This window comes from Mesorhizobium sp. USDA 4413 (assembly GCF_056280365.1).
The window spans coordinates 4081438-4105444 of sequence record NZ_JBVPRP010000001.1 but is presented as its reverse complement, the minus strand read 5'-3'; the positions used below and the strand labels follow the sequence as shown (position 1 = coordinate 4105444).

Sequence of the window (24007 nt, the reverse complement as noted above, 5' to 3'; positions counted from 1 at the left end):
GTTCTCGAAGCGCTAAGCGCCAAGAGAAGCAGATCTCGAAGGCCGCCTCCGGGCGGCCTTTTTGCTACCGTCACCAGTGCCCTGCCGTTTTTATGTAGTCGATGAAGGCACGTAGCGGCGCCGGCACCAGACGGCGTCCGGGATAATAGAGGAACGGCCCGGAAAATTCCTGCCACCACGGCTCCAGCACAGGTTCCAGCACGCCGCTCTCGAAATGCGGACGCACCCAGTCCTCGAACAGCCAGAGAACGCCGACGCCGGCGATCGCCGCATCGATGGCGAGATCGACGCCTCCGCCGATACTGACGACCAATGGTCCCGTGGTATCGACCCGCACCACCTCACCGTCCCGCTCGAACTCCCAGGGCGTCATGACCCCGCTCGGGAAGCGGCCGCGCACGCAGGCATGACCAAGCAGGTCACGGGGATGCTCCGGCCGACCATGACGGTCAAAGTAGGCCGGCGCAGCGGAGGTGGTGAAGCGCTGCGTGCGCGGTCCGATCGGCACGGCGATCATGTCCTGCTCCAGCCGCTCGTCATAGCGGATGCCGGCATCGCAGCCGGCCACCAGCAGATCGATAAAGTTCTCTTCGGCAATCACCTCCAGGCGAATGGCGGGATAGGCCGCGAGAAATCCCGGAACGATTCTTGGCAGCACCAGCCGCGAGGCGCTTATCGGCACGTTGAGCCGCAAGGTGCCGGCGGGCCGGTCGCGAAAGCCATTCACCACATCGAGCGCCGCCTCGACCTCGCCAAGCGCCGGGCCAAGCCGCGCCAGCAGGCTTGCACCAGCCTCGGTCAAAGCGACGCTGCGCGTGGTGCGGTTGAAGAGCCGCACACCGAGCTGGGTTTCCAGCCGGCGGATGGCTTCGCTGAGCGCTGAGGCGCTGCCGGCGGTGGCGCGGGCACCCTCGCGAAAGCCGCCCGCGCGCGCCACGGCCATGAACGCCTGAAGATCGTTGAGGTCAGTCGCCATTGTCCTTAATTCCGCACAAGCCGTGCCGAATATAGCCGGTTATCGGGACAGCGGCCATGCCCTATTTCCCGTCGTCGACGCGAAGGAGAACCACGATGTCCAGCGTAGACGAATCCGGCACTTATAAACTTGGGGACCGCTCGGTCCGTCGCCTCGGCTACGGCGCCATGCAGCTAGCCGGTAAAGGCGTGTTCGGTCCGCCGAAAGATCATGACGCGGCCATCGCCGTGCTGCGCGAGGCGATAGCGCAAGGCGTGAACCATATCGATACCAGCGACTATTACGGTCCGTACGTCACCAACAAGCTGATCCGCGAGGCGCTGGCGCCGTACCCCGACGACCTCACCATCGTCACTAAGATCGGCGCCCGCCGCGGCGAAGACGCCTCCTGGCTGCCGGCCTTCACAGCCGATGAGCTCGAACAGGCCGTGCACGACAATCTTCGCAACCTTGGCCTCGAGGTGATGGACGTCGTCAATCTGCGCATCATGTTCGGGGTTCATGGTCCAGCGGAGGGCTCCATCGAGGCGCAGGTCACCAAGCTTGCCGAGCTTCAGCGCAAGGGCCTGGTGCGCCATATCGGCTTGAGCAACGTCACCCGCGCGCAGATCGCGGAAGGCCGCAAGATCTGCGACATCGTCTGCGTGCAGAACCAGTATAATCTCGCGCACCGCGACGACGACCGGCTGATCGATGAACTGGCGCGCGACGGCATCCCCTATGTGCCGTTCTTCCCGCTCGGCGGCTTCAGCCCGTTGCAATCGTCGACGCTCTCGAGAGTCGCGGAACGGCTCGGCGCGACGCCGCTGCAGGTGGCCCTCGCCTGGCTGCTGCAGCGCTCGCCCAACATCCTCCTGATCCCGGGCACCTCGTCCGTCGAGCATCTGCGGGAGAACCTGGCGGCGGCGGAACTGGAGCTATCGGCGGAGGAGCTGAACGAGCTGGACGGCGTGGCGAAAGCGGCGTGAGATCGGTGCTGTCACCCCGCCCGCGCCTGCGGCGCGCGACCTCCCCATCAAGGGGAGGTAAGGCGCCGCGCTTCAAACGCTGGTTTCGCATTCATGGATGTTGCAGGCATGCAGCGACGGCAGGTTGGCACGACGCTCTACCTCCCCTCGATGGGGAGGTCGGCGCGAAGCGCCGGGCGGGGTGAACCGCCGACGCCAGCTAATTAATACTCGCCGTATGCGCCGGCTCGGCTGGCTTGATATCCGTCGTGTAAGGCACGCGATAACCATTCGCCGCCAGCCATTCGATCGCCGCCTTCGGCTCATCGGTCTGGATGATGGTGGCGCCGCGGTCGACCCAGAAACCCCAGGCTTCGCGCGGCAGGCTGGCGGCGACGGCCAGTTCGTCGCCGCGGCCGCCGGCGAGGAAGCCGCCCGGCTTTTTGACGATCGCATAAGTGTCGGCCCAAAGGTGCCAGTCGCCGCGGGCCGCTTCCGCCCGCATATGGTTGCTGAACAGCGGCCCGCCGGTCGACGTCAGCGTCTCGGCGCCGTTGCGCCAGTTGATCAGTTCGATGGCGCGCGGCGCGAAAGCCTTGTCGACTTCACCGGCGAAGGCGGCGTCATGCACGGCGTCGTCGGCGAGGATCGGCATGAACTGGAAACCGCCGCCGGCCTTGGCAAGTGCAGCGCTCGCTGCATCGATGCGCTGCCGGTTCCAGAGGTTCTCCTTGACGATCACCTGATCGGCCATGCCGAGATCGCGCGCCTCCGCGATCATGCCAGGCAGGTCCGTCACCTCCAGCTTGTTATCGAGGTTGATCAGGATCCTGTCCCTGGTCGTCAGCAGCATCTCGCGCAACGTCGGCACGGTCTCGTTGGTGACGGCGCCCGTGCCTTCGATCACCAGCCGGCACTTCTTCAGCTCGGCAAGCGTGTAGTTCACCACCTCGCCCTTGCACGTGGTCGTGCGGTCGAGCCAGCTGTCATGCATAATAACGAAGGTACCGTCCTTCGCGCGCCGAACGTCGACCTCGACGATCTCGGCGCCGATCGCGATCGAACCTTCGACGGCGGCCAACGAATTCTCGGCATAAAGCGTCTTGCCGGCCTGCATGCTGCCGGCGCGATGCGCGGCGATCATCACATGGTCGCACCACTGGTTGGCGTGCTCGAAGCGGTCGAGGATTTGGGACGCGCGCGTCTCGCCGGCTAAGCTTTGGCCAGGGATGGCGGCAAGCGCGGACAGAAGAAGGCTCAGCCAGAGTGTTCGCATCAGGGAATCGCTCCGTTCCGGGTCGGGACCCGGTTAGGCGATGCCCATGACAGGCCGGTGAACGAAGCCGGCTAGCTGTTTCGCATTGAAGTCCGTCAAATTCGCTTCGCGAGGTGCCGGAACCAGGCCAGCGCCGGCATTTCAACGAAGCGCCAGGTGAACCAGGAAGCGACGATGACAGCGATCAGCATCGCGATCAAAGCCGCGAAACCGATCCAGGGCGAGCCGGTGCCGAAGCCGGTCGCGTGGTCGCCGCGCAGCATCAGGTCGCCGACAATGCGGAGCCCGAGCTTACGCTCGATCAGGCCGCCGACATTGATCATGCGGGCCTGGACGAAGATATGGACCATGTAGATCGAATAGGAGAGCGAGCCGAGCAGCAGCATCGGCCGGCTGCGCAGCAGGGCGCTGACCAGACCGCCCTCATGCGCAAACAGGTAAAGCGCCAGAGCGAAGACGACCGGCGCCGCGATGCCGATGTCGCTGGTGCCGGCAATGGAGACGAACAGCGCGATCACTGCGATCATCGTCAGTTCGGCAAGCGTCCAGGCCAGGCGCCCTGCCCCGCCGCTGAGCGCCTGTCGCGCCCCTGCAATGGAATCGTGCTGAAACCAGGCGAGCAACGCGCCGAGCGAGAAGCCGTAAAGGCAGCGGATGAAGCCGAAATCGAAGGACACGTCCATATGACGCGTCGAGACCGTGAGCAGGAAAAGCGGCGCCGTCACGGCGGCGGCGACGAACCATATCCAGGCGCGTTGGCCGGCGGTGAAGACGACAGCGGCAAAGAGCAGATAGGTGAAGAACTCGGCCGAAATGCTCCAGCTCGGCGCGTTCCAGCTCAGATGGTCCTCAACGCCCATGCCTTGCAGGAGGAACAGGTTGGCGACGAGGCTTTTCAGGTCGAAGCCGGCGGTGAGGGGTGCCGGACCTGTTCCGTGCAGCGCCGGCAGGACGAGCCGCAGCGCCTCGAAGCCGGCGAAAGCGCCAAGCATCAGGACATGCAGCGGATAGATGCGGCCGAAGCGCACCAGCGCGAACCGGGCAAGGTCGTCCTGCTCGTTCAGCCGGCCGCCATAGGCGCTGGCGATGACGAAGCCGGAAAGCACAAAGAAGAAATCGACGAACAGATAGGAGCCGCCGACAAAGGCGCTTTGCGAAATCGCCGAGGTGGTCGGGAAGTGGAACAGCGCCACCAGCAGCGCGCAGATGCCGCGCCAGGAATCCAGCACCAGGAAGCGCTCGCCGGCGATCGTGCCGACACGGGTCGCCGCGGCTGCGGGCGCAAGGTTAAGCAGAGCCGTCTCAGCCATAATGATACAGATCCTGTGCTGCCGTGGCACTCGCCGAGCGCCGCTTCCTTTCCGCAAGCTATGACTGGCATGTTGCGTGCCGGTTCTGTAGTTGTGGCTGCCCCGATGAACACCGAGGATCCCTAATGGCGAACAAAGAGATCGACCACGCCTTCACCGCCCGCTCCAAGACGGGCGCGTCGTTCGAGCCGACCTATGCCGGCGCGCTGTCGTTCATGCGGCGCAGATACACGAAGGACGTGAAGGGCGCGGACGCGGTCGTGTGGGGCATTCCTTTCGACGCCGCGGTCACCAACCGGCCGGGCGCGCGCTTCGGGCCGCAGGCGATCCGTCGCGCCTCGGCGATCCTCGACAACGACCCGCAATATCCGTTCTCGCGCGATCTGTTCGAGCACCTCTCGGTGGTCGATTACGGTGATTGCCTGCTCGACAGCGGCAATCACCAGAAGACGCCGGGCGCGATCGAGCGCGAGGCGGCCAAGATCCTGAAATCAGGCGCTTTCCTGTTGACGCTCGGCGGCGACCATTTCGTCACCTGGCCGCTGCTCAAGGCGCATGCCGCGATCCATGGGCCGCTGGCGCTCGTGCAGTTCGACGCGCATCAGGACACCTGGCCGGATGACGGCAGGCGCATCGACCACGGCTCCTTCGTCGCCCGGGCGGTGAATGAAGGCATCATCGATCCCGACCGCTCGATCCAGATCGGCATCCGCACCCATGCGCCCGACACGTTCGGCATCAAGATCCTCTACGGCCACGAGGTCGAGGAAATGCGGGCCTCCGACATCGCTTATGCGATCGTCGAGCGCACCGGCGGCAAGAAGACCTATCTCACCTTCGACATCGACTGCCTCGACCCGGCCTTCGCACCCGGCACCGGCACGCCGGTTGCCGGCGGCCCCTCCTCGGCAAAGATGCTGTCGACACTGCGCCAGCTCGGCCAGATCGACATTGTTGGCGCCGATATCGTCGAGGTTGCGCCCGCCTATGATCATGCCGATATAACGGCAATCGCAGGATCGATCATCGCCATGCATTATCTCGGCTTGCTGGCGGAGCGAAAGGCCCGGGCGGAAGAGTTGAACAACGGCAGTCATGCCGTGATAAATCATGCTCACGCTATATAGTATTGGAATTGCAGGGAATTTGGTAAGCGATGAAACCGAAAATCTTCATTGACGGCGAACACGGAACGACGGGCCTGCAGATCAGGGCGCTGCTTGCCGACCGCGGCGACCTGGAGATCATCTCCATCCCGACCGAGCGCCGCAAGGAGACCGCCGCCCGCGCCGAATTCCTCAACGCGGCCGATGTCGCGATCCTTTGCCTGCCGGATGCGGCAGCGAAGGAAAGCGTGTCGCTGATTACGAACGACACGACCAAGGTGATCGACGCCTCGACGGCGCATCGCGTCACCGAGGGCTGGGAATATGGCTTCGCCGAAATGGACAAGGACCAGGCGAAGAAGATCGGCAGCGCGAAACGCGTCGCCAATCCGGGCTGCTGGCCGCAAGGGCCAATCGCGACGCTGCGGCCGCTGATCTCCGCGGGCCTGTTGCCGGCCGACTTCCCGGTCACCGTCAACGGCATCTCCGGCTATTCCGGCGGCGGCAGGCCGATGATCGAGGATTATGTCGGCAAGGGCGAGGACGCGCCCGAGTTCCTGCCCTACGGGCTGACGCTGCAGCACAAGCATGTGCCGGAGCTTCGCACCTATGCGAAGCTGTCGCACGACCCGATCATGCAGCCGGCGGTGGGCAATTTCGCGCAGGGCATGATCACGGTGGTGCCGCTGCAGCTCGGCGCACTCGATCGCGTACCGACTGGCGCGCAACTCCATGCGGCGATCGCCGACCATTATGCCTCGATCGAGGGCGGCGTGGTCGAGGTCGCGCCATACACCCATATGGAGCGCATCCCGGAGATCGATCCGGAGATCTATAACGGCACCAACCGGATGAAGGTCTATGTGTTCGCCAATGACGAGAGGGCGCAGGCGCTGCTGATGGCCGTCTACGACAATCTCGGCAAGGGCGCGTCGGGCGCCGCGGTGCAAAATCTCGACCTGATGCTCGGCATCAAGCACTGAGCGGCAATGCAAGCGTTACCCGAGCGCTGGAAGGTCAGCGCTCCCGAACTCATTGCCGAGACCTTTTCCAGCCGGATCTGGAAGGTGATGCGCGAGGATGGTTCGCCGGCGATCGTCAAGGACCTGAAGCCCTTCGACGACGTCGCGGACGAGTTGCGCGGCGAACATTACCTCGCCTTGCGGGGCGGCGAAGGCGTGGTGCGGTTGCTCGGCCGTGACGGCAATCGCATGCTGCTCGAATATGCCGGCGACAGGCTGCTCTCCGAGCATCTTGCAGAGCATAGCGATGATGCCGCGACCGCGATTGCCGCCGACTTGATGGCGAGGCTGCTGTCGGCGTCCGAGCATACGCCTCCGCCCGACCTGCAGCCGCTGCGGGAACGGTATGTCAGCTTGTTTCGGGTGGCCAAGGCCGACCGCGCTGCCGGGCGAACCAGCCTCTATGTCCACGCCGCAGGCATCGCCGAGCGGCTGCTTGCCGATCCGCACGAGATCAAGCCGCTGCATGGCGACCTGCATCACGAGAACATCCTCTTCGGCCCGCGCGGGTGGCTGGCGATCGATCCGAAGGGGGTGCTCGGCGATCCTGGCTTCGATGCGGCCAACATGTTCTACAATCCGCTCGACCGCGACGATCTCTGCCTCGATCCGCGCCGGATCGCGCATATGGCCGAAGCGTTTGGAAAGACGCTCCGACAGTCGCCGCGCGCCATTCTCGACCATGCGATCGCCTATGGCTGCCTGTCGGCCGCATGGCATCGCGAGGACAAGAACGCAGTCGACGAGAATCGGGAACTGGCCGTCGCCGAGGCCGTTCGAAAGGTTCGATCGCAGTACCGATCGCCGGTCGTCAACTTCTGACGTTTATCTCGGTCGGCAGCGGATAGGCGCCCTTGGTGCCGCGCCAATGCGCGGCGGCGAAGCCGAGCAACACAAGCGCGATCGCCTGGTGCGTCAGCGCCATGTGCAGCGGTACCTGCATCAGCAGCGTGCCGACGCCGATCGAGGCCTGGACGACCACCAGCGCGAACAGAAGCGTGGCCCGGCGGGCATGGGTGGTACCGGGCTGGCGCCGCCACGTCGCGATCATATGCCAGAGCGCCACGACAAAGATGGTATAAGCGCCCAGCCGGTGGACGAACTGTACCGTCTTCGGATTTTCGAAGAAATTCAGCCAGGCGGGTTTCAGGAGAAGCAGATCGGACGGGATCACCTTTCCGTCCATCAGCGGCCATGTGTTGTAGGAAAGACCCGCATGCAGCCCGGCGACCAGCCCGCCGAGATAGATCTGGATCAGCGCCAAAAGCACGATGAAGCCGGTGAGCCGCTGCGTCGATCGGTCGGCGGCGGGCTCCGAATGCGGCGCCAGCCCGCGCGCGACCACCATGGTGGCGGTGAAGATCAGCGCGGCAAGCGTCAGATGCGTCGCCAGCCGGTATTGGCTGACGGAGACGCGCTCGACAAGGCCAGAAGCCACCATCCACCAGCCGATGGCACCTTGAAGTCCGCCGAGTGCCAATATGCCGAGGAGCTTAGGCCCGAGGCCGCGTTCGATACGGCGCGTCGCCCAGAAGAACAGCAGCGGCAGGGCAAAGACGACGCCGACGCTACGCGCCAGGATGCGGTGCGCCCACTCCCACCAGAAGATCGACTTGAAGTTCTCGACGCTCATGCCCTTGTTGATCTCGGTATATTGCGGGATCTGCTGGTAGCGCTGGAACTCCTCCTGCCATTCGGCGTCGTTGAGCGGCGGGATGACGCCGTGTATCGGCTGCCATTCCGTGATCGACAGCCCCGAGCCAGTGAGACGCGTGGAGCCGCCGACCAGCACCAGCGCGAATAGCACCAGCAGCACGACATAGAGCCAGCCGCGCACCAAAGCGCGGTTGTGGAGGTCCCGGTCGCGTGCTGCATAGGGGGCTGTAGCGGTGATGGCAGCCATTTCGCTTTCCCGGCGGTTGAAACGCGCGATTGGTGGACCAAGGCCGCCCAACTGGCAAGACTGGACAGCGCGGCACGCCGTCGCGCCGCGCTGCGACGGTTGCGCGCTCTCGTCATTCGGCCTAAGCGGGGCGGGTCAACGGAACCGCGACATGCCCATTCGCCTGAAAAAGCTGATCGGAACCATATTGCTGGTGGCGCTGGTCGTCATCTATGCGCTGATCGCGTCGGCCGTCGCGGTCACCAGACTCGCCGAATACGGGCCCACGGCGCATCTCCTGTTCTTCCTGCTCAGCGGCTTTCTCTGGGTTCTGCCGGCCATGGCCATCATCAAATGGCTGATCATCGAGCCGCGCCCGAAGGGCTGACCCTCGCCGGCGTCAGGCAAAACGCGAATGTGATTCAGACGTGATCGGGCACGCGCCTACTTTGCCTGGCTTATAGCTCGGCAGGGAGGCTTGGCATGCTGAGAACCATGTTTGCGGGGCTGATCGTTCTGATCGGCTCGCTCGCCGCTTCGGTCGCGACAGCGGAAACCATCAATGTCTCGGACGCACATGGCGGCAGCGTCGCCGCCTACAGCCGGCGCTGGCAGGCGCTTGCCGCCCGCGGCGTCGATGTGCGGATTGTCGGCAAGTGCCAGTCGGCCTGCACCGTGCTGCTCGGCTATATTCCGCGCAGCCGCATCTGCGTGACGCCGGCGGCGAGCTTCGGCTTCCACCTGGCGCACCGCACCGACGCGACCGGGATGCTCTGGAATGCCTATGCATCCGACACAGGGGGTGGATAAACGCGCATGGCGGACTCTCGGCGAATTTCAAATGGGTGAGCGCGCCGGACACTTACCGATACTTCCATAGGTGCTGACGATGGATGCCGGCTAGACGGTGACCACCATCTTGCCCGCATTGGCGAGCGGCGTCGTGATGCCGGACAGCATCGTGCGGATATGCGCCAGGCTCTGGTATCGGCCGTTGACGGATATGCGCGGCAGCGCGTGCAGGAAGCCGGCATGCTCGGCGCGCAGCACGCCATGCCGCGTGGTCACCGCCGAGGCATAGCCCGCGTCGCGGGAAAAGCCCACCTCGCGGCAGCCGACGGCGCTGGCATAACCATAGGGGTAGGCGAAATGATGCGGCTCCTCCCCGAGCTTTTCCGCGAGGATGCGGCGGACGTCGCCGATCTCATGGCGCGCATCGGCTTCGGACAGCCGCTTCAAGTTCCGATGATTGACGGTGTGCGCGCCGATGGTCACCAGCGGGTGGGCGGCCATGGCGCGGAGCTCATCCCAATTCATCAAGGTGCATGGGCGGCCTGCGTCGAATTGATAGCCGTTCGAACGGGCCAGATTGCGCAATGCCGTACCCTGCTCTTCCTCGGAGACTTCCAACGTCAGCCAGGCATTCAGCCGCGCGACGGCCTGGATCTTCCTGCCTGGTGTCGAGCAATCGATCACCGTCGGCGTGCCCGCCATCGTCAGCATCAGGCGCGAACTGGTGTCGACGATGTCCTCGATCACGTCCCACCAGAGTTCGACGGCGCCATCGATCAGGCCGGGGGCGACGTAGATGGTGATCGGCGCGCCGTGCTTTTCCAACACGGGAAGCGCCTCGGTCATGTTGTCGCGATAGGCATCGTCCGCGGTGATCGTCGCGAACTGGCCGCCTTTGCCGCCCGTCCTGATGCGCTCGATCGCTTCATCAAGGGAAACAAAGGCATATCCCCGCCCCTTCATGTCCGCGATCAACCTGTCGAGGAAGGCGGGAGCGATGTTCAGATGCCGATTGACACTGTTCGGCTTCTCCGGTGCGGCGGTGACGCGGTGCAGCATCAGGATCGCGCCGATGCCGCCGACAAACGGCCGCGCCAGGGGCGCGAGACCGGAGTAGCGGGCAAGGTTCAGCGCCAGTTTCCGGATTGCCTCGCCCCCGTCGATCATTCCTTCACCTTTTGCGCCTAGGCTCAACCAAGCACGACATTCGCCTATGCGAACCCCAAAGTCGGAACCAATACGTCTTAAGGATTGAGGGATGGTTGACGCCGCTGCGTCATTTGACGGCAACCGGGTCGCGGCCAACGAGGCTTCCGCACGACCGATTGGAGCCCATCCGAGCCGGTGGGCTGCGACCGCAAGCGACGGCGCCGGCCTTGCCGGTTACGTTCAATTCTGCGCTTCGGCGCTGTACGCGCCGGCGCAAAGCGCATCCTGGGTGAGCAACTGGGCGACAGCAACCGGCGCCGACATGATTGTAGCCACGCTTGCCTGCGACGGCCGTCCGGCGCTTTGGCTGGCATTGGAAGTGGTACGACGCGGCCCGTTCAAGGTTGCCCGTTTCGCCGGCGGTCGGCACGCCAACGGCAATTTCGCCGCCGCCGATCCGCGTTTCCTGCCCGCCATCGACGCCCCGGCGATCCGCTCGATGTTCAACGCAATCGCCCGAGCGCGGCCGGACATCGACCTTATCTCGCTGGAGAGGCTGCTGCCCGACCTAGACGGCCTCGCCAATCCGCTCGCCATGCTGCCCGGCTTCCCAAGTCCGAACCTCGCTCTCGCGGTCGATCTCAACGGCGGGTTCGACGCGCTGCTGTCGCGCGCGAGCGGCAAGCGCAAGCGCAAAAAGCACCGCTCGCAGACGCGCAAGTTCGAGGCCGTCGGAACCTTCCGCCGCATCGAGGCCGGCACCCGCGAGGAGGTCGACAGGCTGCTCGATGCCTTCCTCGAGATGAAGGAAGTGCGTTTCGCCAAGATGGGCATCGCCAATGTCTTCGGCGACAGCCACGTACGCGACTTCTTCCGGGCGCTGTTTACCGACGCGCTGTCCGAGCAAAAGCCGCCCTTCCTGCTGCATGGCCTGGAGGTGGCGGGGAAACTGCGCGCCGTCACCGGCTCCAGCCGGTCCGGCAAGCGGCTGATCTGCGAATTCGGCGCCATAGCCGACGACGATCTCGCCTTCACCAGCCCTGGCGATTTCCTGTTCTTCGACAACATCCAGCAAGCCTGCGAGCTTGGCTTCGACGTCTACGACTTCTCGGTTGGCGACGAGCCTTACAAACGGCTCTGGTGCGATATCGAGGCCCGGCATTTCGAGGTGCTTGCGCCGCTGACGCTAAAGGGCCGGGTGCTGGCGACAGGGCTGCGGCAAGGCGCGCGGGCGAAGGCCTTCATCAAGAACCATCCGACGGTCTGGAAATTGACCAAGATGCTGCGCCGCAAGGCTGCCGGACAGGCAGCACCTGCCGCAGCCGAGGACGATAACTGATCGTCACGCTTGAAACGGACGACGCGGCTTCAGCACTGTCGCACTTTCGCCCTATTGCTTAGGCGGCCGACCGGTTGCCCGGAACCGGCGTTCCCGGTGGTTCATGGCCGACCGGTGTGACCAGCGTGACGTCCGGATAGCCGTTCTCGATCAGCTTCACGGCGGCGTGGGTCACCTGGTCGTCGGCTTCAAGCATCGACAGGAAGACTTCGGTGCCGTTGCCGACCAGGCGGCTGATGCCCTGCGCATCGGCCGGGCCGCATTCGACCACGACGAGGTCGTAGGCGGTGGTCAGCGACTGCATGATGATGGGCAGCCTGTCGGCGGCGCGCATGGCGCGGACCGGATCGGCGGTGCCGACCGGAATGACATGCGCATCCGAATAGAGATCGGGATGGATGACGTCACTGAACTGCGCTTCGGAAGCGAGCAGATTGGTGATACCCGGGAACAGGCCCGAGTCCAGCATCGGCCGCGACGCAGCACCCGACGCGGTCAGATCGAGCAGCAGCACACGCAGGCCGGCGTCGGATACTTCGCGCGCCACGAGCACGGCGGACGCGGCCGCCTCGTCGCCTTCCGGCGATACGAAGATCGCGCGCGCGGCGCCAGAGGCAATCAGCTTCTCCGCGGCCTTTTCAACATCGATTTCGCCCAGCCTGGACGGCCTTGGCTCAGGCATCGATTCGCTTGGCTCGGACGCCTCCACTGCGGTTGCACGATCCTCCGTCGGCTCGCTCTCGGGCGGTGTCGGGAGCTCCGCTTCAGCGATTGAATATCCTGCCGCGGCTTCCTCGTAAGGCGCAAAAGCCCGACCATCATCACGTTCCTCGGCGACCGCGGGTTCGACCCTGGCCGCAGGCATCGCCACCTGCTCGATATCGGCGAACCGGGCGCCGGCGGCCGGACGCATGGCGCGGCCCGAGAACAGCTCCGCCAGCAGCGTGCCGATTGCCATCAGCAGCAGCGAAGCGGCAGCGGCAGCGCCGGTGATCGGCCCGATCTTCGGGAAATAAGGCTGGGACGGCACCTGGGCGCTTGCAATCAGGCTCGCCGCGACGGGCGAATATCTGCGGTCCTTGCGCGAGGCCACCGCATTGTAACTTGCCATATAGGATTCAAGCTGTTGGCGCTGAACATTCGCGTCGCGCTGCAAAGCGTCCAGCTGCACCTGCTGCTCCCCGGCGCGCGCCGCGGCGGCTTTCAGCGTGTTGACATCCGCGACCAGTTGGTCCTCGCGGGCCTTGGCCGTCTGAGCCTGGGCCGACAGCCCCCGGATGATCTTTTGCGCCTCGTTTCGAATCTGGCCGTCGAGGTCGGCAAGCTGCGACTTCAGCGCACGGATGCGCGGATGGTTGTCCAGCAGCGTCGTGGAAAGATCGGCAATATTGGCGCGGAGCTCTACCTGGCGCTCGCGCAGGCGCTGGATCAGCTCCGAGGACAGGACTTCCGGCACGCTGTCCAGCGAACCGCCATTCTGCAGCGCTCGGCGCACGCTCTCGGCACTCGCCTCGGCAGCGGCACGGCTCGCGCGCACGCGCGACAACTCGCTCGACAGCTCGGCGAGCTGCTGAGTCGGCAGCACCGCGTTGTTGCCGCCCATCAGAAGGTCGGACTGGGCACGGAAAGCCGCGACCTTGGCTTCGGCGTCCTTCACCCGCTTCTGCAGGTCGGCGATTTCTGGCGCCAGGAAGTCGGTGGCGGCGGCGTTCGATTCGAGCTTGGCGTCGCCCTTCGAGGCGATATAGGCCTCGGCAATGCCGTTCGCGATCGCCGCGGCGAGCTTGGGGTCCTTCGAGGCGAACTCGATGGCGATGGCGCGCGTCTTTTCAACAGCATAGACGTTGAGCTTGTCGTGCATGGCGTTCAGCACGCGCTCTTCCGGCGGAATATCGAAGGGATCGCTTTTCAAGCCGACAAGAACGAGCATGCGTCCCAGCGCCGACATCTTCAGCGTTTCGTCGAACTCCGGCAGCTTGTCCAGGTTGAGCTTGGTCGCCACCTGCTTGAGGATGTCGGGCGAGGAAATGATCTGGACCTGGGTGGCCACGCCCTGTTCGTCGAGAATCGGCTTCTCGTCGTCGTTGGTGCCCGGCGGCCGGGTGTATTCCGATTCGCGCGAGCCGATCTCCAGCTTGGCCGTCGCCTTATAATAAGGGGTCGCGAGCCAGGCCAAGGCGAAAGCGAGCCCGGTGACCACGAGGGTCACCAGAACAATGCGCAGCCAGTTTCGCGCCAGGCTGGCGAAAAGCTGTCTCAGATCGACGTCGACATCTGCGGCCGCGGACTGAACGGACATGCATCCTGCTCCGAACTTTGAGTCGAGGATGGACCGTAAACAATTATGGTAACTCACCCGTTAAGATCAGAACGCATGCTTATTAGAGGGCGCTCAAAGAAGATTGCTCGAAAGCAATAGAACAATTGCACTTTTTGCCATCAGGGCGGCCCCGGACCGCACTCCTTTACCGCCCATTAACCCTAACAGGATGATAACGATCCCACTTTCCTAGGGTTGTGCCGCGGCTTGCGGCAAGAGCGATGAAGGTTCCTGGCCGGTCATGAAAAGCACTGCTTCCCTCTTTCGCGCTTTGCTTGCCCTGTCGCTGCTCACCGGCTGCTCGAGCTACCGCCCGACACCCGCCGCCTTTCACGAGGTGCTCGACCAGCCCTATCGGCTCGGTGCGGGCGACCGTGTCCGCGTCACGGTGTTCGAGCAGGACGGGTTGACCAACACCTACAGCGTCGACCAGTCCGGCTATCTCTCCTTCCCGCTGGTTGGTGCGGTGCCGGCGCGCGGCCACACCGCGCAGCAGCTGGAAAAGGAGATCGCCGACAAGCTGCGCCAAGGCTATCTGCGCGACCCCGACGTTTCGGTCGAAATCGACCGCTACCGGCCGATCTTCGTCATGGGCGAAGTGGGCGCCGCAGGCCAGTATTCCTATGTGCCGGGACTCACGGTGCAAAAGGCTGTCGCCATTGCCGGCGGTTTCACGCCGCGCGCCAACCAGGAGAGCGTCGACATCACCCGCGACATCAACGGCAAGGTGATGACCGGACGGGTGCTGACATCCGATCCGCTCCTGCCCGGCGACACCGTCTACGTCCGCGAACGCCTGTTCTGAAAAATCCGTCGTGGCGGTGAATCTCAGGATCGTCCACTGCTTTCGCTCACCTGTCGGAGGAATCTTCCGGCACGTGCGCGACCTGACCGAGGCGCAGGTCGCCGCCGGCCATGCGGTGGGAATCGTCTGCGACTCGACGACCGGCGGCGACTATGAGGAGCGGTTCTTCGAGGCGATGAAGGACAGCCTCGCGCTCGGCATCCATCGTACGCCGATGCAGCGCCATGTCGGGCCGGGCGACCTCGCCTCGGCCTGGCGCACCTATAGAATCATCAAGGAATTGCGGCCGGACGTGCTGCATGGGCACGGCGCCAAGGGTGGCGCCTATGCCCGGCTGTTCGGCTCACTGTTGCGGGTGTCAAGGTCTCGCGTTGCCCGCCTTTATTCGCCGCATGGCGGCTCCCTCCACTATGACGAAACGACGGCGACGGGAAAGTTGTTCTTCGGCCTGGAGCGCTTCATGGCGCGCTTCACCGACTGCCTGCTGTTCGTTTCCGACTATGAGCGCAACACCTACTGCCGCAAGGTCGGCGAGCCGCCCATACCCAACATGCTTGTCTATAACGGCCTGCGCGCCGCCGAATTCGAACCCGTGGCGACGGCGGCGAATGCCGCCGATTTTCTCTACATAGGCATGATGCGCGACCTGAAAGGCCCGGATATCTTCATCGATGCCCTGGCCTTGGCCGGCAGCGCGTTGGGCCGTCCGTTGAGCGCCGTCATGGTCGGCGACGGCGACGACCTGCCGCGCTACCATACGCAAGTGGAACGACTCGCCTTGAAGAGCCATGTCCGTTTCCTGCCGCCCATGCCGGCAAGGGACGCTTTCGCGCTGGCCGGGCTGATAGTCGTGCCGTCCCGTGCGGAGGCGATGCCCTATGTCGTGCTCGAGGCTTTGGCCGCCGGCATGCCGATGATCGCGACCGCGGTTGGCGGCATTCCCGAAATCTTCGGCGACGGCTCCCCTGCCCTGATCAGGCCGGATCCAGCGCAGCTTGCGGGCAAAATGGAAACGGCCCTCGGCGACCGCGGCGCGTACCGGAAGGCGATGCCGCAGACGGATGAGCTCAAGGCCCGATTCGGAGCCGATGTGATGGCGGCCGAGATCGAGAAGGCCTATTTCGCCGCGCTGGACAAGTAGGCACGCGGCAGGCCCGACAGCTTCAAAACCACCGGTTGTTTCAAGGCTTTCTTAGCTCTCATTTGCTATGCAGTTTCGCGAAGCTCGCGGACAGTTCCCATGAATGAGATCGACCCCGCGCACCGCTTTTCCATGGATGCGGTACGCAACTACGACGCTCCCGCCGAGAGCGAAAAGGCCGGCGGCATCAACGACGTGGCGCGCCAGGTCGCCTCGCAATACCGGCGCGATACCATGTCGCCGATCATGGTCAGCGGCGTGCTGCGCATGATCGAGTTCGCGGTGCTCTTCCTGTCGGGGCTCGGCGTCTATTTCTATTATGTCGGCTTCTTCAACTATCTGGCCTGGCAATATCCGCTCGCGATCGCCGCGACGTCTTTCCTGGCCGTGGTGCTGCTCGACGTAACCGACAGTTACCAGATCGCGGCGCTGATGCGCCCGCTCGCCAATTTCGGCCGGGTGCTGCTTGTCTGGGCCGGCAGCTTCGCGCTGATGGCGCTGACGGCCTTTGCCATCAAGGCGTCGGAAGACTATTCGCGCCTGCTGTTCGGCACCTGGTTCGTGATCGGCTTCGTAATGATCTTCGGCCTGAGACTCGTGATGTCCAGGCTCATCCGCCGCTGGGCGCGCGACGGGCGCATGGAGCGCCGCGCCCTCATCGTCGGCGGCGGCAAGGCAGCCGAACAGCTGATCCGCTCGGTCGAGAAGCAGCCTTACAACGACATCCGCATTTGCGGCATCTTCGACGACCGCAACGACAGGCGCTCGCCGCCGATCGTCGCCGGCTATCCGAAACTCGGCACGATCTCGGAGCTCATCGAATTCGCCCGCATCGCGCGCATCGACATGCTGATCGTGTCGCTGCCGCTGACCGCCGAATCGCGCGTCCTGCAGCTTCTGAAGAAACTCTGGGTGCTGCCGGTCGACATCCGGCTCTCGGCGCATTCGAACGCGCTGCAGTTCAGGCCACGCGCCTATTCCTATATCGGCTCGGTGCCGATGCTCGACATCTTCGACAAGCCGATCAACGACTGGGATTCGGTCGCCAAGCGCGCTTTCGACATCGTCTTCTCGCTTGTCGGCATCATCCTCTTCTCGCCAGTGATGCTCGCCACCGCGATCGCCATCAAGCTCGACAGCAAGGGTCCGGTGCTCTTCAAGCAGAAGCGGCACGGCTTCAACAACGAGATCATCGAGGTCTACAAGTTCCGGTCGATGTATGCCGACCGGTCCGACCCGACCGCCAAGCAGACGGTGACCAAGAACGATCCCCGCGTCACCCGCGTCGGCCGCTTCATCCGCAAGACCTCGATCGACGAGCTGCCGCAGTTCTTCAATTCGCTCCTCGGCTCCCTGTCGCTGGTCGGGCCGCGCCCGCATGCCATCGCCGCACAGTCGCACAACCTGCTCTACAACGAGGTGGTCGACGGCTATTTCGCCCGTCACAAGGTCAAGCCCGGCGTCACCGGCTGGGCGCAGATCAACGGCTGGCGCGGCGAGATGGACACTAATGAAAAGATCCGCATGCGCACCGAATACGATCTCTATTACATCGAGAACTGGTCGATGCTGTTCGACCTGCGCATCCTGTTCCTGACGCCGATCCGCCTGCTCAATACGGAAAACGCCTATTGAGCGCCGTCGCCCATGAGTTGCCGGCGTCGGCGATCAACGCCAAGCTGATTTCGCTGATCGCGTCGGCGGCGATCGGCATCGGCATCCTGCTCTCCGGCTTCGTCATCAGCGAGCCCGCGCCTTACGAAATCTATATGGCCGGGCTGATCGCGGTGTGGGCGCTGTTCGGGCTTCGAATCTCGCGCGCGATCGTGCCCTTGCTGGTGCTTCTGGTGACGATGAACATCGGCGGCATGATCGCCATGACGCAGATGGCGGATCTCGCCAACACGCCGCTCTATCTCGCCGTCTCCCTGTTTCTCGCCTTCAGCGCGGTGTTCTTCGCCTCGGTGACCTCGGTCCAGCCCAGCCTCTACCGGCTGATCTTCATCGCCTATGTCGCCTCCGCTGTGGCGACGTCGCTGCTCGGCATCGCCGGCTATTTCCATGCCTTTCCCGGCGCGGAAATCTTCACCAAATACGACCGCGCCGCCGGCGCCTTCCAGGACCCCAATGTGTTCGGCCCGTTCCTGGTGCTGCCCGGCACCTACCTGCTCTATCTGCTCCTGACCGGCCCTGTATCGCGTATGCCGCTTCTGGCCGTGCCGCTGCTCATCATCGCCGCCGGCATCTTCTTCTCCTTCTCGCGCGGCGCGTGGGGCATGTTCGCGGTGTCGGCGGTGCTGCTCACCGCGTGCCTGTTCCTGCAGAGCGCCAGCGGCAAGTTCCGGCTGCGGGTCGTGGTTATGACGATTGCGGCCCTGGCGCTGCTGGTCATCGCCTTCCTCATCATCCTGCAACTGCCCGGCGTGTCGGATATGTTCACCCAGCGCGCGCAGCTCGAGCAGAGCTACGATTCGGCGCGACTCGGCCGCTTCGCCCGCTACACGATCGGCTTCCAGCTAGCCATGGAGCACCCGTTCGGCATCGGCCCGCTGGTCTTCGGCACGATCTATGGCGAGGACACGCACGATATCTGGCTGAAGGCGCTGATGGATTATGGCTGGCTCGGCTTCGTCTCGTTCCTGACGCTGACGTTATGGACGATCGGCGCCGGCTTCCGCATCCTGTTGCGCGACCGGCCATGGCAGCCCTATCTGCTTTGCGCCTATGTCGCCTATCTCGGCAATATCGGCCTCGGCACCTTCATCGACATCGACCACTGGCGCCATCTCTACCTGCTGGTCGGCCTGGTCTGGGGCGCGATCGCGCTGGAGTACCGGCACCAGCGGGAATTGCGGCTGGCAGCTCCGCCAAGCGGCCGAACGAACCGACACGAAGCGGTCGCTCCCGGTCGATGAAAGCTTTGGGGCCAAGTCTCAGGTTGAAAATGGTCGGAGTGGCCGGATTCGAACCGACGACCCCTTGACCCCCAGTCAAGTGCGCTACCGGGCTGCGCTACACTCCGGACCGCGCAAAGCCCTATATTCTCAAGGCTTCCGACGCAAGAGGCCAATCGGACAAAATCATGCCGGGCTTTCTATCTGTATTTCACGTTATTCCACTTTCTCGAGCGATTACGGCGGCGAACGCACAGCAGCGTATAGCGCGAGGCAAGCCGTGCCCACTCCAAGCCGGCCGGAATTCGGTTACTTTGCCAATTCGTCACCTTTGACCGGCGGCTTACCCTTGCCGGCGCGCTTAAGAATATCGAGCGCTGCGGGAATGTCGGCGCGCGCCGCGCGCTCCTGGAAATAGCTTTCGACCCTGAGCGCCGATAGCTTCTCGGCCACAGCCACGTTGATGAACTGGTTAAGCGCCACACCCTCGTCTTCCGCCACCTTACGTGCTTCGTCTAGGAGCGAAGGCTGAAGCCGCAGCGCAAAATTGCTTTTCCTCATTTATGTTTCTCCATTCGTTTCCAGGCCTGACCGGGTACCAGAACATCTATTCCAAAGCGGACCGCTGCTTCGCTAAAGTCACGGGTGTTGAACGTCACGATAGCGTCGGCTTGTCCGTTGACCGCGGCCTCGAGCACCATATCATCGTCCTGATCACGAGCCACTGGTCGCCATAAAAACGCAAGCCTCACCGGCTCGGCAACAGCCGCCACTGCGTCCAGCAAGACGTTAACATCGTCGATCAACAAGCCGGATGCCTTCAAATGCTCAGGCCGCGTCATCACCGCCTGGTACTCGATAACGAGTGGTACGGAGGCAAGCAGCGTGAACCGCCTTTCAAGCGCCGCCGCCAACAACCGACGAGACGCGCCGGCATCGCTGCGGACGGCAGCCACCATAACCGCTGTGTCGAGAACCAACCTCATGCGACTATATCGAGTTGCAGAAGTGATATTGCAAGCAATATTGCATCAAATTGAAATTTGCGGCAACTACCTCGACGCGCCATGCGCCGCCAGCATGCGCCGCGCGCTTTCCTCGTCCGTGATCAGGATGGTCGGCGCAATCAGGTTCATGGCACCGAGCAGCGCGTCGGTCTTCTCCTCACCGCCGGAGGTGAGGATGCGGATCGGCGCCTTGCGCAGGCGGTCGACATCCACCGACATCACGTGGCTGTTGACGGGATGGTCGACCAGATCGCCGTTGCGGTCGTAGAAATGGAACAGGAGGTCGCCGACGGCGCCGCGCGCCAGCAGGGCCTCGCGGTCCGCTTCCTTGAGAAAGCCGCCGCGCGAGAAGGTGGTGGCCGAAGCGATGCCGCCGACGCTAAGCAGCACGGCATCGAGCGCGTCGGCCATCTCGAAGATCTCCTGCAGGCCGCAGCGCTCGACCAGCGCGATCTTGGTCTCGACGCTGTCGACGACGGCCGGCGTCGGCATCAGATAGCCGTCGCCCTGGAAGATCTGGGCAAAGCGCCAGGCGAATTCCGCCGGATTGACACGCCGCGCGACGCCAACGCCGCCAAGCAACGAAATCACGCTGAAATCGGTGAGCGATTTGGCGCTGATGAAGGGCAAGGTGTTGAACAACGTCACGCCCCAGCCGACGCCGACCCGCATGCCGGATTTCATCGCATCGGACAGGAACATGCCGGTCTTGGCGGCGATCGCCGGGATCGGATCGGCCTTGGGGTCGGAGAGCGGCGCGACCAGTGCCTGCTGCAGGCCGAAGGTCCTTTCCAGCGCGCGCTCCAGCCGCACGATCTCCAAAAGCTCGCTCTCGATGGTGATCTTCACCTCATTGCGTGCCCTCGCCTCCGCCAGCATGCGCACGATAGTGACGCGGCCGACGCCGAGCACGTCGGCGATCTCGTTTTGCGTCATCTGCTCGACGAAATACATCCAGGCGGCGCGGATCCTGAGGCGGTCGGTCCGGCTTTCGCTGACGACCTGCTCCGATGCTTCGGCCGCCGCCCTGCCGTTTTCTGGTTCGCCCTGCCGTCGCCTGCCCAAGTTCCCCTCCAACTCCGGCGATGATACCGCCTCGCCGATTCTGCATGCTGGTTAAATATCGTCTATTGATCTACCAAGCGAGACGAACAATCTAGAGAGGGCGACTGGCGCCCCAAGCCGCGAGCGGCTTCAGCATTTCGAGGCGATTGGCGATGCTGCGACAAATCTCCGAGGACGTCCGCGCCAACCTGAAGGACCGCCTTCGGGAACTGCGCGATGCGATCCGCCAAAGCCGTCACGACAGCGCCGGCGACAGCTTTCATGACGTCGTCGGCAATTTGCCGCTCTTTCCGGGCCGCAGCTTGCTCGGTCATGCCGCAAGCGCCGTCGACGAGGCATTGACGATCGCCGAATCCTTCGTTCCGCATTCCCGGCCTCTCAAGGTCGACGGCACGACCGTGAAAAGCCTGCGGGCCTATTTCCCGCAAGGCGATGAAGACCGGCAGATCGGCGGTGAGCGTCAGTTCAGGCGTGACATGTATTACCTGACCCGGGCGGTTCTCGCCGGCTACGGCATCGACAACCCCCGCATTCACGAGGCGAGTTTTTCCGCCGTCCATGTCGCGATGCGCAAGCGCCATGCGGATCTTCTGGCTGCCGCGGCGGCGGAAACGGCATCCACGGATCAGGTCGCGGCGGCCTGCGCGGCTCTCCTCGTCGAATGCCTCAACCACCGCCCGGTCCAGCCTGGCGAAATCGGGGCAGGCCCGGCGATAGCCGGTGACCGGTCTCTCGACATCAGGTGCCTTGCGCCCGTGGTGCTGGCCTGCGGACTGGCGACCAAGGCGGATGGCGGTACGCCCGAGCCCGATATTCTCGAGATCGCGGTGCTGGCGGCCGAGGTGCGGGAGGATCGCATCCGGCAGGCTTGCGCCCATGCCAATGCCGTCCAGGAGCTGACACCGGTTCTCGCCACCCTGCTCGCGCATCTGACGTAACCGCCGACAGCAACCGCTACCGCTCGGTCGCCATTGCAGCGATGGTCTTCTTGGCACGCTGGATCGAGGCCGGGCTCATGCTGAGCTCGGTCAAACCCATCTTGATGAAGGCCGGAATCAGGTCCGGGCGGCCGGCAGCCTCGCCGCACATGCCCACCATGATGCCGGCGCCGACGCCAGCCTTGGCCGTCAGCTCGATCGCCGACATCACCGCCGGATTCGTGACGTCGTTGAGCTTGGCGACCGTCGGGTTGAGGCGGTCGGCGGCCATGATGTACTGCGTCAGGTCGTTGGTGCCGATCGAAAAGAACGCCACTTCCTTCGCCAGAGCCGGCGCGATCAGCACGGCGGCCGGCGTCTCGATCATGACGCCGAGATCGAAATTGGCATGCGGCACGCCTTCGGCCTTCAGTTCAGCCGTGCATTCCGCGACCAAGGCGCGGGTGCGGGTGACCTCGGCAATCTCCGAGACCATCGGCAGCATCACCTTGATGTTGCCATGCACGGCGGCCCTGAGCAGCGCCCGCAGCTGGCGCTTGAAGATGTCAGGCCGGTCCAAGCACATGCGGATGCCGCGCCAGCCGAGGAAGGGATTTTCCTCGTCGGGAAATTCGATACCGGCGATCGGCTTGTCGCCGCCGATATCGAGCGTGCGCACGATGACCGAATGCGGCGCAAACGCCTTGGCCAGCGCGCTGTAGGTCTCGGCCTGCATGTCTTCCGACGGCAGATGCATGTGGCGCATGAAGAGCAGCTCGGTTCGGAACAGCCCGACGCCCATGGCGCCGGCTTCCTGTGCCGCCTCGATCTCCTCCAGCGAACCGATATTGGCCGCTACTTCGATCACGGTGCCGTCCGCGCGGGTAGGCGTCACGCTCTTGAATACCTTGAGGCCGGCACGCTCCTGCGCCGCTGCCTCGACACGCCGGGTGAAATCAGCGCGCGTCGCCTGGTCCGGATCGACGATCACATGGCCGGCATTGCCGTCGATCGCCACCTCTCTGGCGGTGCGCAGCTCATTGACCTTGTCGCCCAGACCCAGCACGGCCGGGATGCCGTGCGAGCGGGCGATGATGGCGATATGGGAGGTGGCGCCGCCGTGGCCGCAGACCACGCCGCCGATGCGCTTCAGCGGCGCGCGCGCCAGGTCCCAGGCGCCGATGTCGTCGGCGATGAGGATCGCGCCTTGCGGGATGGTTTCCAGGCCGACCTCGTCCTGGCCGAGCAGCACCAGGCAGATCTGCCGACCGACGGCATGGACGTCGTCAGCCCGGGCGTTGAGATAGTGGTCGTCGACAGCGCTGAAATCGGCGGCAATGATGGCCGCGGCCGCAATCACCGCCGAGACCGCATCGTCACCGCCTTTGATCAGCCTTTCGACTTCGCCGGTCAGGCTGTCGTCGGCGGCAATGTCGCGCAAGGCCGCGATGATGCCACGGTCGCCGGCGGAGAGATTGTTCTCGGCAAGCGTGCGGTCCATGCGCGCCTGCACGCTGGCGACGGCGCCGCGGAAGCGCTCGAGCTCGCCTTCGATCTCATCGGCCTGCAGGCGCCTGCCCGGTCCCTCGATCTCCGGTGGGAAATGGGCAAAGGCCGGCCCGATCGCCACGCCCTCGCTGGCGGCGACGCCTTTAAGTTTCGGGGTTCCATCCGTCGCTGCGGCGGCGGTCGGCGCGGCCTCGGGAGCGGGCGCCGCGGCTGCGGTTTCCGAGCCAGCTTCACCCGCCTCGTCCTCGTCGTCGAGGCCGGCGCGCGGGTTCTCCAGATAGCCGATCAGCGCCTCGATCGCCTCGATCGCGTCGGCGCCGTTGGCGCGCACGGTGACTTCCTGGTTTTCCTTGACCGCCAGGAGCATCAGCTTGACCGAGCTCTTGGCGCTGACCGCCTTGCCGTCCTTGACCAGCTCGACGTCGGATTCGAAACCCTTGGCGAGTTTCACGAACCGCGTGGCGGGACGGGCGTGCAAACCTTCGTGCACTCTGACGATGGTCGAGCGTTCCATGGCAATACTCTAGGTTTGGGCGCCGTCGACAGACGG

22 protein-coding genes and 1 tRNA gene are annotated in these 24007 nt (G+C 64.3%); 12 read left to right on the top strand and 11 right to left on the bottom strand.

All coding sequences use genetic code 11. From position 1 onward, the window contains the following. Window positions 1-70: 70 nt before the first annotated feature. Window positions 71-976 carry a LysR family transcriptional regulator gene (locus tag ACVMIM_RS19970; protein WP_476114088.1) on the bottom strand — a complete coding sequence of 302 codons (906 nt, stop codon included), beginning with the start codon at window positions 974-976 and terminating at the stop codon, window positions 71-73. Between the two features lie 95 nt (window positions 977-1071). Here ACVMIM_RS19970 and ACVMIM_RS19965 point away from each other — a divergent pair, with 95 nt between their 5' ends. Further along, window positions 1072-1944, top strand: a complete 873-nt coding sequence (locus tag ACVMIM_RS19965; RefSeq protein WP_476114086.1) for an aldo/keto reductase family oxidoreductase — start codon at window positions 1072-1074, stop codon at window positions 1942-1944. Window positions 1945-2143: 199 nt separating this feature from the next. On the opposite strand, the gene ACVMIM_RS19960 is transcribed toward ACVMIM_RS19965, so the two are convergent. Beyond that, a complete protein-coding gene (locus ACVMIM_RS19960) occupies window positions 2144-3199 on the bottom strand; it encodes a glycerophosphodiester phosphodiesterase family protein (RefSeq protein WP_476114084.1) in 1056 nt (351 codons plus the stop codon). 95 nt (window positions 3200-3294) lie between these two features. Continuing rightward, complete coding sequence (locus ACVMIM_RS19955; protein ID WP_476114082.1) at window positions 3295-4509, bottom strand: acyltransferase family protein; 1215 nt, start codon at window positions 4507-4509, stop codon at window positions 3295-3297. A 125-nt stretch (window positions 4510-4634) separates the two neighbouring features. Here ACVMIM_RS19955 and speB point away from each other — a divergent pair, with 125 nt between their 5' ends. The 3 genes from speB to ACVMIM_RS19940 are packed head-to-tail and all read left to right on the top strand — an operon-like array spanning window position 4635 to window position 7459. After that, the gene (gene speB, locus ACVMIM_RS19950; protein WP_476114081.1) at window positions 4635-5636 is read left to right on the top strand and encodes an agmatinase; all 1002 of its coding nucleotides are present in this window, start codon (window positions 4635-4637) and stop codon (window positions 5634-5636) included. Between the two features lie 29 nt (window positions 5637-5665). Then, window positions 5666-6598 (top strand): N-acetyl-gamma-glutamyl-phosphate reductase, encoded by a 933-nt coding sequence (gene argC / locus ACVMIM_RS19945; protein WP_476114079.1) that lies wholly within the window; start codon window positions 5666-5668, stop codon window positions 6596-6598. A 6-nt stretch (window positions 6599-6604) separates the two neighbouring features. Beyond that, on the top strand, window positions 6605-7459 hold the full coding sequence (locus ACVMIM_RS19940; RefSeq protein ID WP_476114077.1) for an aminoglycoside phosphotransferase family protein: 855 nt from the start codon (window positions 6605-6607) through the stop codon (window positions 7457-7459). Here the strand turns inward: ACVMIM_RS19940 and ACVMIM_RS19935 are convergent. Continuing rightward, a complete protein-coding gene (locus ACVMIM_RS19935) occupies window positions 7449-8540 on the bottom strand; it encodes a COX15/CtaA family protein (RefSeq protein WP_476114076.1) in 1092 nt (363 codons plus the stop codon). The two genes, ACVMIM_RS19940 and ACVMIM_RS19935, sit on opposite strands and share 11 nt — an antisense overlap. Window positions 8541-8691: 151 nt before the next feature. Between ACVMIM_RS19935 and ACVMIM_RS19930 the strand changes: the two genes are divergently transcribed. After that, window positions 8692-8907: a DUF2842 domain-containing protein gene (locus ACVMIM_RS19930; protein ID WP_040999884.1), complete on the top strand. Its 216-nt coding sequence runs from the start codon at window positions 8692-8694 to the stop codon at window positions 8905-8907. A gap of 95 nt (window positions 8908-9002) precedes the next feature. Beyond that, the gene (locus tag ACVMIM_RS19925) at window positions 9003-9329 is read left to right on the top strand and encodes a hypothetical protein (RefSeq protein ID WP_476114074.1); all 327 of its coding nucleotides are present in this window, start codon (window positions 9003-9005) and stop codon (window positions 9327-9329) included. 90 nt (window positions 9330-9419) lie between these two features. Here ACVMIM_RS19925 and ACVMIM_RS19920 read toward each other — a convergent pair whose 3' ends face one another. Next, window positions 9420-10478, bottom strand: coding sequence for a polysaccharide deacetylase family protein (locus tag ACVMIM_RS19920; protein WP_476117306.1), 1059 nt, complete (start codon window positions 10476-10478; stop codon window positions 9420-9422). A gap of 91 nt (window positions 10479-10569) precedes the next feature. Between ACVMIM_RS19920 and ACVMIM_RS19915 the strand changes: the two genes are divergently transcribed. Next, window positions 10570-11799, top strand: coding sequence for a GNAT family N-acetyltransferase (locus tag ACVMIM_RS19915; protein WP_476114072.1), 1230 nt, complete (start codon window positions 10570-10572; stop codon window positions 11797-11799). Window positions 11800-11857: 58 nt separating this feature from the next. Here ACVMIM_RS19915 and ACVMIM_RS19910 read toward each other — a convergent pair whose 3' ends face one another. Beyond that, window positions 11858-14098: a GumC family protein gene (locus ACVMIM_RS19910; protein ID WP_476114070.1), complete on the bottom strand. Its 2241-nt coding sequence runs from the start codon at window positions 14096-14098 to the stop codon at window positions 11858-11860. 262 nt (window positions 14099-14360) lie between these two features. Here ACVMIM_RS19910 and ACVMIM_RS19905 point away from each other — a divergent pair, with 262 nt between their 5' ends. The 4 genes from ACVMIM_RS19905 to ACVMIM_RS19890 all read left to right on the top strand — a co-directional run bounded on the left by ACVMIM_RS19905 (window position 14361) and on the right by ACVMIM_RS19890 (window position 18980). Further along, window positions 14361-14924 carry a polysaccharide biosynthesis/export family protein gene (locus ACVMIM_RS19905; RefSeq protein WP_040983193.1) on the top strand — a complete coding sequence of 188 codons (564 nt, stop codon included), beginning with the start codon at window positions 14361-14363 and terminating at the stop codon, window positions 14922-14924. A gap of 10 nt (window positions 14925-14934) precedes the next feature. Beyond that, on the top strand, window positions 14935-16065 hold the full coding sequence (locus ACVMIM_RS19900; RefSeq protein ID WP_476114068.1) for a glycosyltransferase: 1131 nt from the start codon (window positions 14935-14937) through the stop codon (window positions 16063-16065). Between the two features lie 99 nt (window positions 16066-16164). Next, complete coding sequence (locus ACVMIM_RS19895) at window positions 16165-17700, top strand: undecaprenyl-phosphate glucose phosphotransferase (RefSeq protein ID WP_476114066.1); 1536 nt, start codon at window positions 16165-16167, stop codon at window positions 17698-17700. Further along, window positions 17697-18980 (top strand): O-antigen ligase family protein, encoded by a 1284-nt coding sequence (locus ACVMIM_RS19890; protein ID WP_476114065.1) that lies wholly within the window; start codon window positions 17697-17699, stop codon window positions 18978-18980. Before ACVMIM_RS19895 ends, ACVMIM_RS19890 begins: the two co-directional genes overlap by 4 nt. Window positions 18981-19010: 30 nt before the next feature. Here ACVMIM_RS19890 and ACVMIM_RS19885 read toward each other — a convergent pair. The 4 genes from ACVMIM_RS19885 to ACVMIM_RS19870 form a co-directional block, all read right to left on the bottom strand. Beyond that, window positions 19011-19087 (bottom strand) — tRNA-Pro (locus ACVMIM_RS19885). Between the two features lie 181 nt (window positions 19088-19268). Then, entirely contained in the window at window positions 19269-19520 is a 252-nt protein-coding gene (locus tag ACVMIM_RS19880; protein WP_127237916.1) for a toxin-antitoxin system HicB family antitoxin, read from the bottom strand. Then, complete coding sequence (locus ACVMIM_RS19875) at window positions 19517-19945, bottom strand: putative toxin-antitoxin system toxin component, PIN family (protein ID WP_476114063.1); 429 nt, start codon at window positions 19943-19945, stop codon at window positions 19517-19519. Before ACVMIM_RS19875 ends, ACVMIM_RS19880 begins: the two co-directional genes overlap by 4 nt. A 66-nt stretch (window positions 19946-20011) precedes the next feature. Next, complete coding sequence (locus ACVMIM_RS19870; protein WP_476114061.1) at window positions 20012-21031, bottom strand: sugar-binding transcriptional regulator; 1020 nt, start codon at window positions 21029-21031, stop codon at window positions 20012-20014. Window positions 21032-21183: 152 nt separating this feature from the next. On the opposite strand from ACVMIM_RS19870, the gene ACVMIM_RS19865 reads away from it, so the two are divergent. Beyond that, window positions 21184-21969: a hypothetical protein gene (locus tag ACVMIM_RS19865; protein WP_476114059.1), complete on the top strand. Its 786-nt coding sequence runs from the start codon at window positions 21184-21186 to the stop codon at window positions 21967-21969. A gap of 16 nt (window positions 21970-21985) precedes the next feature. Here the strand turns inward: ACVMIM_RS19865 and ptsP are convergent, their stop codons facing one another. Further along, a complete protein-coding gene (gene ptsP, locus ACVMIM_RS19860; protein ID WP_476114057.1) occupies window positions 21986-23971 on the bottom strand; it encodes a phosphoenolpyruvate--protein phosphotransferase in 1986 nt (661 codons plus the stop codon). Between the last annotated feature and the right edge of the window lie 36 nt (window positions 23972-24007).